The sequence below is a fragment of the Paenibacillus sp. V4I7 genome (genome assembly GCF_030817275.1).
Lineage (GTDB): Bacteria > Bacillota > Bacilli > Paenibacillales > NBRC-103111 > Paenibacillus_E.
On sequence record NZ_JAUSZD010000002.1, the window covers coordinates 5,011,694 to 5,024,176 of the forward strand.

Here is a 12,483-nt window from a genome sequence, read left to right on the forward strand (position 1 = left end):
CTCTTACGACAGTTCTTCTCGTGTTATTTCTTCGAAGCCAGGAATGCGTCGATTTGTTTTTGCATTTCAGTTTGAATTTTCTTCACGGCAGAAGCCGCTTCCGATTTATACTTATCCCAATAAGTTTGGGAATCAGCAACACCGATATAAATTGGATCCATGTATTTGTCGCGGATTGTATTCAGCTGAGCGACTTCATTAGAAACAGGTGCCGGATCAAACGTAAATCCGGCTAATTTGCTTGGCGTGAAGTTGTCGCCATTCGCCGTAAACTTGTTCAGCGCAATCGTATCTGCTCCAAGTCCTTGATCGTAACGATCTAGCGTCGGATTCCAGATCCACGCATAAGGGAACCAAGCATAATCGTTATTCAGCTTTTTATACTGATCTTCGCCAACAGGCTCCCAATTCTTCCCTTTAATTCCGTAAGCAAGCAGGTCGTAGTTGTCCTTTTGCTGCGTCCAGTTTAAGAATTGGATGGCGCGTTCTTTGTTTTTGCTGACATGCGTCAAAGCAAGGAAGTTCCAGGCCTGGAAGTCGGAGATGTTGGCGCCCTTTTCCTTTTTGAAGAACGTTACTGCTTCTACATCTCCGTTCACGCTTTTCTTCACGGCAGCAGCATCGTCTGCGTTCACACCGAAATCATTTGCATTTAAAATAGCTGCTTTACCGGCCTTGAATTCTGCTTTGTAATCTTTGACGGACAGCACATCCTGATACATCAGCTTATCCTGATAAAGCTTTCTTGCATCTGTAATCCAGCTCCAGACGGTCGGATCCATTTGATCGAACATGTTGTATACCTTACCGTCATTGTTTTTCAAGAAGAGAACGCCGTTAGTTCCGATTTGCGTATCACCGATGTGGGTATCGTAGTCGAATACTTTTCGGAAGTTCCCCCAGTCCATCGCTCCTTTGTTCGTGATAATAGGGGCAATATTCGGCTCTTTCTCCTTAATCACTTTTGCGAAAGCAATCATATCATCGTACGTCTTGATCGGAGCGACGCCATGCTTCTCTCTCAAATCTTTACGGATGTAAAATACACGGCCTTGATAATAAGAATTGCTAAGAGGTATGGCCATAATTTTGCCGTTGTATTTGTTGGCGTTCCACATTTGCTCGGATCTTGTTTTCAAGATGTCCGATCCGTATTGCTTGAGCAGATCATCCAAAGGCTCGTAGTAATTTGCGGCAATCATTTGATTCAGGTGAACCCACGGAGCGTCGAAGACCAGATCCACATCCTCGCCTGATGCCAGCGTCACCTGCGTTTTCTGTCCGATATCGGAGAAAGGAATGAACACGACATTTAATTTCACGTTCAGCGTATCCGCCATCCGCTTTTCCGCTTCCGCAATTACTGCATCAAAGTCTTTCGGACGATCACCTGGAATCATAATTTTAAGGGTTACCGGATCATTTTTCTTCGCAGCCGGAGTTTGCTGGGCACCTGCCGATTGGGGTGAACTTGCCTGTGGTTGAGCCGCTTTATCTCCAGTGCTGCAACCAGCCAAAAGCGACATAACCGTAACCGCTGTAATTCCTATACTGTACCATTTTTTCATTTTTTTACTTCCTCCCTTTTTAGACCTTCCACAACTATATGCTCAGCCGGCATTAGAATCCGGGGGAACAACATTAACCTTTAATAGCTCCAACGGTCAGGCCGCTGACAAAATATTTTTGTACGAAAGGGTACATAAGTACGATCGGTCCAATCGTCAAACAGACTGTCGCCAATTGCACGATATTGGTAGGAGCTGACACATTGTAGGACGTACTGCTTCCTGATACGTAGGAAGAAACATTCAAGTTGGAGATCAGTTGGCGGATCATCATTTGCAGCGGGTGCAATTTGTAATCGTCGATGAAGAGTAGTGATAACCACCAGTCATTCCAATACTGCAGAGCGTAAAACAGCGTAATCGTAGCAATCGCCGGCGCGGTGACGGGCAAGATAATTTTATAAAAAATCCGAATTTCTCTTGCTCCATCAATCGTTGCAGATTCATTAATTTCATACGGTAATGTCCGATAAAATGAAACGAGAATAAACGCATAAAACGGATTTAACAAATAAGGTAGAATGAGTGCCCAAACCGAATCCTTCAAATGCAGCCAATTCGCGATCAGCATATAGAATCCGACCAAACCGGCTCCAAAAACCATCGTAAAGTACGTAAGGAATGAAAGGATATTCCGGTACTTGACTTTACGGTTCGCAAGCACATAAGCAAACATCGCAGTGACCATAACGGAAAGCGCGGTTCCTATGGCAGTGACCAAAATCGAAATTCGGTAGCTGCGGAAAATTTGATCTCCTTCTAAAATGAATCGATACGCATCTAAGGTAAGATTGCTTGGCCACAACTGATATCCATGTGCCAAAAAGCTGGCCTCCGAAGCAAAGGAATCAATAAATACCAACCAGAATGGAACCAGACAAAACAAAGTAAATAGCAAAATAATGACGTTCATGCTGAGTCCGAACGTTTTTTCGCTAAGTGATCGGGTTTTCAGTAAAGGCTTCAAACGGGTCTACCTCCTAAAACAAACTTGAATCTTTGTCAATTTTTCGAACCAACCCGTTAAATAGCAGAATACAAATCAGTCCCATGACAGATTGATAAAATACGACTGCGGCTGACATGCTAAAGTTACCCATTTGGCGGAGAGCGCGGAACGTATACGTATCAATAACATCCGTCGTCGGGAAGAGTATACCGTTATCTCCGATAATACCGTAAATCATGCCGAAGTCACCGTAAAAAATTCTCCCTACTCCAAGTAGTGCAAGCATGATAATAACAGGGCGAAGCAGCGGGATTGTGATATTGACGATTTGCTGAAGTCGTGAAGCTCCATCGATTTCAGCCGCTTCATAATAATCGGATGGGATCCCGGTAATGGAAGCCAGGAAAATGACCGAATAGTAACCAGCGAATTTCCATACATAGATGATCGTTAAGATTACCGGCCAAACTTCAGGCTTTTGGAACCATGGAATTTGCGTTAGTCCTATGGATTCCAAGAACTTGTTAAGCAAGCCGTTATCCGTATTCAAGATAGCAAACACCATTAGACTAACAACCAGCCATGAGATAAAATACGGCAGAAAAATAATGGATTGTGCCAGCTTCTTGAACAGCTTGGTCCGAATCTCATTAAGCAGGATTGCGAGTCCAGCTGAGATAACCAGACTGAATATGATGAACAATCCATTTAAAAAGAGTGTGTTGAAGGTTACCAGAATCCAATCATGACCTTGAAAGAAAAATTTAAAATTATCAAATCCAACCCAAGGGCTTCCCCAAATTCCATTCGTCAACTGGTACTTCTTAAAAGCAAGCAGATGACCTGACATTGGGATATAAGCGAAGATAATAAGAAATAAAAGACCAGGTAAAGCCAACAAATAGAGATCGACATTTTTTCTGATTTCTCGAAAGAAACCCATGTTTCATATTCACCTCAAATCTTTCTGACTGTGTATTTGCTTTTGTAGATGCGCTCATCATAAATCGATTTGCTAGGGCTGGTAAAGTCAAAGTATTGACGATTCGGTCCTTCAAACGGCTATATGCGTCCAAAAAGCCGTAATGAATACTCTTTGGCAGAATAAGTACTTCCATGAGACAACCACCTTTTCTATAATAGAAATAGATAATAGAGGGGGTTCACTTATGAAAATTTTGACTCAAAAAAAAATACCTCTGCTGTTCCCTATGTTCAGCCTTCTATTTATGATTTTGTTTGCGTTTACACTCTTCATGTCCTACGAATATTCCAAACAAGCTACTGCTGACGTCAATACGTTTACCTTGGCTAAAATGCGGCATTCCTATCAAAATACCCTGTTCACTTTTGACAATATCCGCTCTTTCGGAGTCAGCACCTATCAAGACCCTGCCATTAATTATTGGCTTATTACAGACCAACGCGACCCTCTAGGCGATGCGGATGCTTTCAAAGCAGCCAGCCGTTTTGCTTCTTTACAGCCCTTCATCCATTCGATTTATTTAATCAATACGAAAACACGTAAAATTATTGACACTTCGAGAAGCCTACAAGATTTTAACGAATTTCAAGACCAAGGTATTATTCGCAAAATTTTGGAGGAACATCCTTCGTACATCTCTTACTTCAACCATAATGTCGGCGCTGAATCTCTCATGGCCATGATGATCCCGAGCACACAATCGACAACGATAAATGCTGGATACTTGGTCATCCTTCTGGACAAAGCGGATCTGCAAAAGTTTTTACTGCAAAACGAAGACACAAACGGTCTGCAAATCAACATTACTAATAATCAAAAGCAACTAATCCTAGGGGAAAGCTTTTCTGATAATGAACTAAACGACCGTTATTATGCTGTGCCAAAAATTCCTTTCGAGACCATCGAATATGCATGGGGGAAGGAAAAGAAGAAAATTTCGTCAGCCGAGCTGCCTAATGTGCAGTGGGTCATGCATTTCATCGTAGACGAAGCTTATTTGACCCAAAATATTAGGCAATTTAAGCAAAAAATGACGCTTTGGTGTGTGATTCTCATGATCGCCATGTTCCTGCTCTTTATTTGGAGTTCACGTCGAGCCTTGAGTCCGTTTCGCAAGATTTCCAAGGAGCTTCAAAGCAAGTTAGGTACGAATTCGATGCAGGAAGCAAATGGAGTTGCAGATATTATTCGAAACGGATTTACGTATCTGATGGATTCACTTCAGAACATGAATCACTCGCTAAAGGATTATCGCAATATTGCAAAAGAAGAGTTATTGCGACAATGGCTGTTACAGGGAACGATACATGAGCAAAAAGACAACAGTGAAGTTTCCCTTCTGCTCTCCTCCGAGTATTTGCACTTAGCGATCATACGTATCGAAACTTATAAATATTTCGTAGATACGTATAACTACAATTCACGCAAGCTTCTTAAATATGCCATGGGGAATATTGCTCGGGAAATATTTCATGAAGCTAATTACATTTCTGACAGTGTCGATATGGGGAGCGATCACATCGTTCTGTTGATTGGAGCTGGCTCTCATACAGACGCCACTCCCGATGTCTACGCCTTGCTTGAAAACGTCGGAACGCAAATCGATAAATGGCTGCAGCTCCGAACCTCCATCGCCTCAAGTGCCAAGGTGCCCACTCAGGATAATTTGCGCCAGCTCTATAATGATGTTTACGAATTGACACTTCTCAAGTTTTTTAACGGCGAAACCAAGGTCTACAGCGATAAGGATTTGGAAGATAGCTTTCAAAGTGAACAAGTGTATCCCGATCAAAGCGTGTTGAACGAGCTCATTCAAGCCATTAAACAAAGTGATAAGAAGCGCTCAACTGAGCTTTTGGATCGCCTGCTGGGTCAACTAAAAGGCGTTTCCTATACGGAATGCTTATTCCAATTACAGATGATCGTCTATCAAATCTATAAATCGTTCAACAAAGTAACGACGATGAAAGAGTCGGTTTTAGAGGAATTCCGCTCCGACCGCTTCTCCTCCTTAGTCGATGCACGTTCGTGGATTGAAGAGGAAATTGTCCGTATTATGGAAAGCCTCAGCCAAAATCAGGTTGGGGGGCGTAAAGGCGAGCTTGTTCAAGAAATTCTGGATTACGTACATGACCATTTGCAGGATCCGATGCTGTCAGTGGATACAATTGCCGATCATCTTGGCTTCTCTTCCAGCTATTTAAGGCATCTTTTCAAAGAGTCAACACAGGCGACACTGACCGATTTTATTTTGATACAGCGTATTGAACAAGTGAAATATTGGCTTACCGAGACCGACGAAACGATTACAATCATCGCTTCAAAAACAGGTTTCCAAACAAAAAGCCACTTCTTCAGCGCCTTCAAAAAAGCGACTGGTTTCACGCCAAGTCAATACAGAAACCATGCAGGTGATTTTGGGTAAAGTTAAGAAGAGCATTCTTCGCATAAATAAAAACAGCCGGGTCAGGATCTGTTCCTGTCCGACTGTTTTTTCCGTTGTATAGAACCTCATGAATTATAAACTCAACATTCTGTTCTGGTGCAAGAAATAAATACGCCCCTATTGAAACCTACAATCGATTCATGGAGAACGGACGAAACGTACATCAAAGTCAAAGGTCAATGGAATTATTTATATAGGGTTGTTGATTCTATAGGGAAAACAATTTGATTATATATTATCTGAAAATCGAGATGTGGCGGCAGCCAAGCGCTTTTTTACAAAGGCTTTGTCCTCTCCCCCTATTCAAAAACCACGTGTGATCACTTTGGATAAAAACCCAGCCAGCCATACAAGAATTAATGATTGAGAAATCCATGCCAAAAGAAACTTTGATTAGACAGACAAAGTTTCTGAACAATATCATGGAGCAAGATCATAGGTTTTAAAAGAAAATTATCCAATCTTCTGATTACGAATCTCAGCAAGCTGAGAATCCTTAAGCACGTTTATTGCTTGACCATCTAGGTCATAAATACCTTTATCTACAATATCCAAGCACCCGATGATGTTCATCCGTGTGGATTTGCCGGAACTTGATGGACCCATGATTGCTACGAACTCTCCATGATTAATATCTAATGAGACATCATCTAATGCTTTAATCGTTTCCTCGCCCATCGTATAATGTTTACTGACATTCTCGATGTGAATTAACGTCATAACCTTCACCTCCATTACTTGCACAAAGTCCAAATTAATGAAGTATCCGATTCGTGACCTCACCGCTTCGCCTTATAAAAATCATGATACAGCTTCATCAGCGCTCTTTTCTCGATCCTCGACACATACGAACGCGAAATCCCTAGCTCCTTCGCAATCTCCCGCTGCGTCCGCTCTTCCCCACCTAGTTCTAGTCCAAATCGCCCAACCACGACTTCTTTCTCACGATCGTCCAATATTTCCAGATTGCGATAGATTTTGCACTTCTCTATCTTGAGCTGCACCTTATCCACTACGTCATCAGCTTCTGTACCGAGAATGTCGATGAGCGTAATTTCATTCCCCTCTTTGTCCTTTCCAATGGGATCATGCAAAGACCGATACTCCAATTCCTCCCTACATAGCTCATCAAAATTACTCCCTTCCGCTTTGAACCAAGCGACATTTTCATCCAAACCTTTTTAGTCTCACTAGAAACCCATACTCGATTGGGGCTGTTGACAAAATGGGTTGAGGATCTTGTCCTCAACCCATTTTGCTGTATTATAGAGTTTTTGTTGAATGGAAGAGCAACATTTCCATCTACACTGTCGCCTTAATCATTCGTTTTATGTTAACGCCAACGCCGAAAAGAGGCAGTGTTCCGTAGCGTTACGGATGCCCCGTTTATAGGTTCTGCTTAGATTGTGAGATTGTTTCATGATTCCGAATGTGCCTTCGCACCAAATACTCCGAAGACGCTTGAAGTTCCGATACTCTTCGCTCTTAGCCCGTTCCTTGTTGCGTTCTGTTGCTTCATGGAAAAGAGTTCGCCGAATGACTCGATATTTCTTCGACTTTCCAAAACATTGTTCACGCAGCGGGCATGCTTTGCAATCTTTGGTCTTTGCCGCATACACACTTCGATAAGGGGTCTTCATTCCATCACCCTCGACATGCGTAAACTTCAATGTCTTTCCTTCAGAACACAAGTAAGTGTCTAATTCTTCATCATATTGAAAATGGTTTACCTCCAATGGCCTCAATACTGCTTTCTTTTACGATTGGTGAGATGTACCCTTCAATGTTTTGCTTTTCTAAAGCGTGATGCACCACTGCGCAGTCGTATCCTTTGTCAGCACAAACCTTTTTAATTTCGAGATTAAACCTTTCTTGCTGAGCAGCTAATCGCTATGGTTCGTGGTCATTCACATTACCTGGAGTTACATGGATATCCGTGATAATACCGTAGGTCGTGTCGATACTGGTATGGCTAAGAAAATGGAATCCGATCGGCTTTTTGGGCCGATTCATCAGACCAGTCTCAGGATCCGTCAGGCTTTGAGTAACTTCTGTTTGGATAGTGGTAGTCATGCGATCCTGTTTGACTCTCCCGCACTTCTTCTTTCCTCCGGCATCGCGCTCTACTTGCCGCTGACTCTCAAGCCGCCGCGCCTCTTTTTCTAATTCCTCCAAGTATTCCGATGGTTTCTTGTCCACCTTTACTTTTTCAGAATGGCTTAGCGATGCACTCGCTTTAACATGAGTCGAATCCGTTACAATAACATCGCCGTTACAATTCCCTTTTGTATGCATAATGTCACAATGTGATCAAATATCTCTTGAAAGATAGAGCTGTTTTTAAACCGGCGTCGACGGTTCTGACTAAGAGTAGAATGATCCGGAACGGATTCCATGAGATCTAGTCCTAAAAACCAGCGATACGCCAGATTCATTTTCACTTCTTCTTCCAACTTGCGTTCAGAGGAAATTCCGTATAAATACCCGATGAGCATCATTTTCATGAGAAGTACAGGATCAATAGATTTTCGACCAACGAGGGAATATAGATGCTTCACTTTGTCGTAAATAAAAGTGACGTCCACTTCTCGTTGAATAATTCGCAGCAAGTGATCTTTTGGCACATAATCCTCCAAGTTTAAAAAAATAAACTGGTGCTGCTTATCTCCGTTAACCCCCATCATGATCGGTATCCCTCCAAATAGAAAAACTGCATAGAATTAAATTCTACGCAGTCTCTACAAAAACCTCTCAATATTGTGTTTGTCAACAGCCCCGATTGAGTAAGGGTTTCTTTAGTATTTGGGCAATTAGCAAGACATGAATCTCTTTCTTATTTTGTTCTTTTATTCGAACTTCTCGATACGCCCCTCCCCGTCAATGGAAACCCCGAGGTTCTCGGTGTCTATGCGCAGAAACCGCCTTAGGGTATCCTTATTCCGTACCGTAATTTCGATGTTCGTGAGCCAATCGGCACGGTAGAAACGTTCCCACTTCTAAAGAGCAAGGGGATCAACCAATTTTCAGGTTCAGCTTAATGATGGCATCGGCCACCATTCGTGCGACAGCCTCAGCACCTTGCTCATTCAAATGCGTATTGTCTTCGATCCCTTCGGGGTAATTCGGTTGTTCGCCCGGGCGCAGCCAGGTCAGCCATTCTCTCGATTTGACGTCTCCCATTTCCTTGAATGCGACGGCACTTCGGCCGCACAAATCGATGAAAAGGACTTTTTCCTGAACGGCTAGCGCTTCCATCGATCGAGGAAAATCGCCGTGCGTGTTGATCAAAAGACCGTCAACGTCAAAATGTCTACGGCAAAGAGGCGAGATGAGTATGGGATAAGCCCCCTTCGCTCTCGCTCCGTCGATATATTGCCGCAAATACCGATGGTACGTGCTCCAAGGATTTGTATGTCTTTCGACATCTTCCTTACTGTCGTTGTGACCAAATTGAATGAACAAGTAGTCGCCCGGGTTGATCATTAGTAAAATTTCTTTGAGCCTTCCTTCATCGATAAAGCTCTTGGAACTTCTCCCGCACACGGCCTTATTCACAACTCGAACGGAATCGGGAATAAATAAATGAAGCTTATTCCCCCACCCTTGCATGGGGTACGATTTAGGCGGATAATCCGCCATTGTCGAATCACCAGCCAAGTAAATCGTTTGTTTTTCCAATACTTCCACCTCCGATTTTAACCGTACTGATCGGCATTTTGTTGTAACGCTACCAGGTCGTGCCCCTTGCCCTCGTTAGACTGAATAAATTTCTCTAGAATTTCATTGGTGATCTCCACAGTTGGAGCAAAGGCTTCTGAATCCATATAGGTTAATAGACTTATGAAAAGCTGTTTCGCTTCCGGCCGGTCTAACTGCTTCAGCAATTCCATGCTGCAAACTAGCAGTTTCCCTTCACCTAGCTTTGCTTCGAACAAAAGCCCCAATTTGAATTGTCTATGAACGTTATCCACCACACCTACGATGGGTTCGACCGCATTCGGCAAAACATCCAAATTCATCGTTTTAGCGTTCTTAATTAAGTTCCACCATTGCCAATTCGTATGAAATTCACTTGGGAAGTGTTTCAAGGCCGGGTGCTCCGGATCGCAGTATATACTTAACGTACCGGGAGGCCCATATTTTTTGAACATGGAATAGCACCAGAAATCCGGTATAAACGACATGGCTCCCCCACCTGATACCCGCTCGGGATCAAGTGCTAGCAGCACCTTGCTTCCGCTTAGCAGCATCGCTTTTGTAGTTTCGTCCAAATGGCGACATACGACCACCGCGAACGGAATGACTGGAGTTCCACTGTCCGGATAAACCCAGAGTGGATAGATATTCCGATAGTCAGTATCCACAATCTCAAGTTTAACAACAAGCTTTACTGCATCTTTTACAGCAAGGAGATCAGTCTCAAGTCCCCCTAGATCAAGGACTCCTCCTTCCTCGATCGTCCTGATCGGCATTCTTCCATTTGCAATTACAAACCCGTTCGCTTCAACCTGTACGGACCATGCCAACACTGATTCCGACAAATCGAATGTGCCATAGTGTGCAATTTGGACCGAAGCCTTGAATGTCTCGTCGTTCGTCCAAATGAATTTCTTCATCCGCAGTAATGGAACCGTTTCGCAGCAAAATTCCCGCCACTGCTCCGGCTCAATTAACCCTTTCGATTCCATAAATGCATCCAATATGCCTATGAGAGCGGTGCCCTGCCCAGGAAAATCCTGCAGGTCGAGCAATTGAAATCCGCCGAAATTAGGCGTTCGCAGCGCGGCTTCAATCTCCTCCCGATAGCATAGCACTGCAAGCTGCCCAGATGCCCTCTGGAAAAGCTTCGCCTTATGGAGCAAGCCGTTCTCCTCCAGACGTTTGCGGAACGCCTCCAAATTGTTAGGTTTTAAGACGCCTTGATATTTCTCCAGTTCTTGAAAATCAGGGTGAACCTGAAATTGTCCGACTTCGTGTCCGATTACCGGGATGGGCACGTGTCTGGTCGCATGTCGATAATCCTGCATCGTGGACGGCGGTAAATTATTGATATGGCCCCGTATATGATGCGGCGTTGCTCCGCGAACATGCATTCCGCCGTAGCCAGGGGTTCTAAAATTCCATTTGCCTTCCGTCCAGAAGGTCGTCCAATAATCGGAATTTCGCGGTACCCGCGCTTGCGCAAAAAAATTATTCGAGCCGATCGCGTACAATCGTCTGGCATCCGTTCTCCGGCATTCCTCGCAAAGCTGCTCCATTCTCTCAAGCGAACCTCCCAGTTCATTCCCCCATGCGAACATCACGAACGAAGGATGGTTGCCGTACGCACGAAGCATACGGAACGCCTCCTCACGATAATACTGCCATTGCTCATCGTCCTCTAACGCATGTCCGGGATCCCACAAAGGCAACTCCGGCTGAAGCAGGATGCCGATTTCGTCGGCTGCTTGAAACGCTGCCTCTGGAGGACACCATGAATGAAAGCGGTAATGATTGATACCGTACGATTTGGCGATCGCGAAAATCCGGCGCCACTCCGCCACCTCCATCGGAGCATAACCGGTAAGCGGAAACACCGCACCATCGTGTTTTCCGCGCAAGAAAATCTTCTTCCCATTCATGAGAAAGCCTTTCGAAGAAGCCTCGAAGCGACGTATACCGAAAGAAACCTCCCTCTCATCGTAATAATCGCCGCTTGGGGACTCAGCTTTCATTTCGGCATGAAGACGGTACAAGAACGGCTGATGTTCATCCCACAGCTTCATGTCCGACCCGAGAGACAGTGTCATCCATTGTTTGGTATCCCGTACTTGATCTCCGAGATGAAAGGATAAACTTTCCGATATACTCCCTTCACTGTTCTCGCAGCGCAGCAGGATTGTACAGCTTGCCTGTCCCTGGGTCGCTTTGTTTACTTGTACCATCACAACGGCTTTCCGTTTCCCATCGTTCGGGAACACCTGAATGTCTTCAATCCAAACAGCGTCTTTGGCTTCAAGCACGATTCGACCGAGAATCCCATTCCAATTCGTTTGCGTTTCTTCGGACGCGATGTGAGAGTTGCGAATCTGCGGCCAGGACATGACGCCGGCGGCGTTGTCCACTTTGATCGTGATGGTGCGAATTCCAGGCAAAGCCTCTTTGGAGATGTCATACACTTGAGCCGTTACGAGACTGCTTTGCTTTCCGACCAAGTATCCATCCACATAAAGTTCGGTCTCTCGACTTCTTTCCATGAGAAGACTTAGCTGCTTGCCTGCCCAATGCTTGGGGATATTTACGGTTGTTTCATAATAAGCCGATCCTTCATATGTAAATTCACGATTAAGATGCTGAGCAGAAATGGCAGAATGAGGAACACCTACTCGATTTTCGTCCAGTGTTCCTGGAAGATTCGCTCGGAGAACTGTCTCCTCCTGTCCATCCAATCCGTCTACTCGTATTTTCCATTCCCCGCTCAATTTAATCGTTTCACGATGTGTTCGTTTCAATCCCATCTCAACCTTTCAATCCCGTTATACAATCCCAATCCGCT

Annotated in this window: 10 protein-coding genes and 2 pseudogenes; 2 read left to right on the top strand and 10 right to left on the bottom strand. The window is 44.2% G+C overall.

Features of this window, described 5'->3' with window-relative positions:
• Positions 1 to 23: 23 nt before the first annotated feature.
• The 3 genes from QFZ80_RS23645 to QFZ80_RS23655 form a co-directional block, all read right to left on the bottom strand.
• A complete protein-coding gene (locus QFZ80_RS23645; protein ID WP_307553590.1) occupies positions 24 to 1,568 on the bottom strand; it encodes an extracellular solute-binding protein in 1,545 nt (514 codons plus the stop codon).
• 73 nt (positions 1,569 to 1,641) lie between these two features.
• Entirely contained in the window at positions 1,642 to 2,535 is an 894-nt protein-coding gene (locus QFZ80_RS23650) for a carbohydrate ABC transporter permease (protein ID WP_307553588.1), read from the bottom strand.
• 13 nt (positions 2,536 to 2,548) lie between these two features.
• Entirely contained in the window at positions 2,549 to 3,460 is a 912-nt protein-coding gene (locus QFZ80_RS23655; RefSeq protein WP_307553586.1) for an ABC transporter permease, read from the bottom strand.
• A 226-nt stretch (positions 3,461 to 3,686) separates the two neighbouring features.
• On the opposite strand from QFZ80_RS23655, the gene QFZ80_RS23660 reads away from it, so the two are divergent.
• Together QFZ80_RS23660 and QFZ80_RS23665 are read left to right on the top strand one after the other, a co-directional pair.
• Positions 3,687 to 5,927: a helix-turn-helix domain-containing protein gene (locus QFZ80_RS23660; protein ID WP_307561334.1), complete on the top strand. Its 2,241-nt coding sequence runs from the start codon at positions 3,687 to 3,689 to the stop codon at positions 5,925 to 5,927.
• A 141-nt stretch (positions 5,928 to 6,068) separates the two neighbouring features.
• Positions 6,069 to 6,391, top strand: a pseudogene (locus QFZ80_RS23665) (IS6 family transposase); the annotation flags it as partial.
• 10 nt (positions 6,392 to 6,401) lie between these two features.
• On the opposite strand, the gene QFZ80_RS23670 reads toward QFZ80_RS23665, so the two are convergent.
• From QFZ80_RS23670 to QFZ80_RS23700, 7 genes and pseudogenes are all read right to left on the bottom strand, one after another.
• The gene (locus QFZ80_RS23670) at positions 6,402 to 6,668 is read right to left on the bottom strand and encodes an ATP-binding cassette domain-containing protein (RefSeq protein ID WP_307553582.1); all 267 of its coding nucleotides are present in this window, start codon (positions 6,666 to 6,668) and stop codon (positions 6,402 to 6,404) included.
• A gap of 59 nt (positions 6,669 to 6,727) precedes the next feature.
• A pseudogene (locus QFZ80_RS23675) lies at positions 6,728 to 7,045 on the bottom strand (sigma-70 family RNA polymerase sigma factor); the annotation flags it as partial.
• Positions 7,046 to 7,276: 231 nt separating this feature from the next.
• Positions 7,277 to 7,693: a transposase gene (locus tag QFZ80_RS23680; RefSeq protein WP_307561336.1), complete on the bottom strand. Its 417-nt coding sequence runs from the start codon at positions 7,691 to 7,693 to the stop codon at positions 7,277 to 7,279.
• Positions 7,694 to 7,838: 145 nt separating this feature from the next.
• Complete coding sequence (locus QFZ80_RS23685; protein WP_307564363.1) at positions 7,839 to 8,243, bottom strand: hypothetical protein; 405 nt, start codon at positions 8,241 to 8,243, stop codon at positions 7,839 to 7,841.
• Positions 8,204 to 8,632, bottom strand: a complete 429-nt coding sequence (locus tag QFZ80_RS23690) for a transposase (RefSeq protein ID WP_307561338.1) — start codon at positions 8,630 to 8,632, stop codon at positions 8,204 to 8,206. Before QFZ80_RS23690 ends, QFZ80_RS23685 begins: the two co-directional genes overlap by 40 nt.
• A 328-nt stretch (positions 8,633 to 8,960) precedes the next feature.
• Positions 8,961 to 9,626: a rhamnogalacturonan acetylesterase gene (locus QFZ80_RS23695; RefSeq protein ID WP_373460146.1), complete on the bottom strand. Its 666-nt coding sequence runs from the start codon at positions 9,624 to 9,626 to the stop codon at positions 8,961 to 8,963.
• A 17-nt stretch (positions 9,627 to 9,643) separates the two neighbouring features.
• On the bottom strand, positions 9,644 to 12,439 hold the full coding sequence (locus QFZ80_RS23700) for a glycoside hydrolase family 2 TIM barrel-domain containing protein (RefSeq protein ID WP_307561341.1): 2,796 nt from the start codon (positions 12,437 to 12,439) through the stop codon (positions 9,644 to 9,646).
• Positions 12,440 to 12,483 lie beyond the last annotated feature (44 nt).

Excerpts from the sequence above, each read along its gene's own strand:
- QFZ80_RS23660 (WP_307561334.1), top strand. The coding sequence starts at position 3,687 with ATGAAAATTTTGACTCAAAAAAAAATACCTCTGCTGTTCCCTATGTTC.
- QFZ80_RS23670 (WP_307553582.1), bottom strand. The coding sequence starts at position 6,668 with ATGACGTTAATTCACATCGAGAATGTCAGTAAACATTATACGATGGGC.
- QFZ80_RS23655 (WP_307553586.1), bottom strand. The coding sequence starts at position 3,460 with ATGGGTTTCTTTCGAGAAATCAGAAAAAATGTCGATCTCTATTTGTTG.
- QFZ80_RS23645 (WP_307553590.1), bottom strand. The coding sequence starts at position 1,568 with ATGAAAAAATGGTACAGTATAGGAATTACAGCGGTTACGGTTATGTCG.
- QFZ80_RS23685 (WP_307564363.1), bottom strand. The coding sequence starts at position 8,243 with ATGCATACAAAAGGGAATTGTAACGGCGATGTTATTGTAACGGATTCG.
- QFZ80_RS23690 (WP_307561338.1), bottom strand. The coding sequence starts at position 8,632 with ATGATGGGGGTTAACGGAGATAAGCAGCACCAGTTTATTTTTTTAAAC.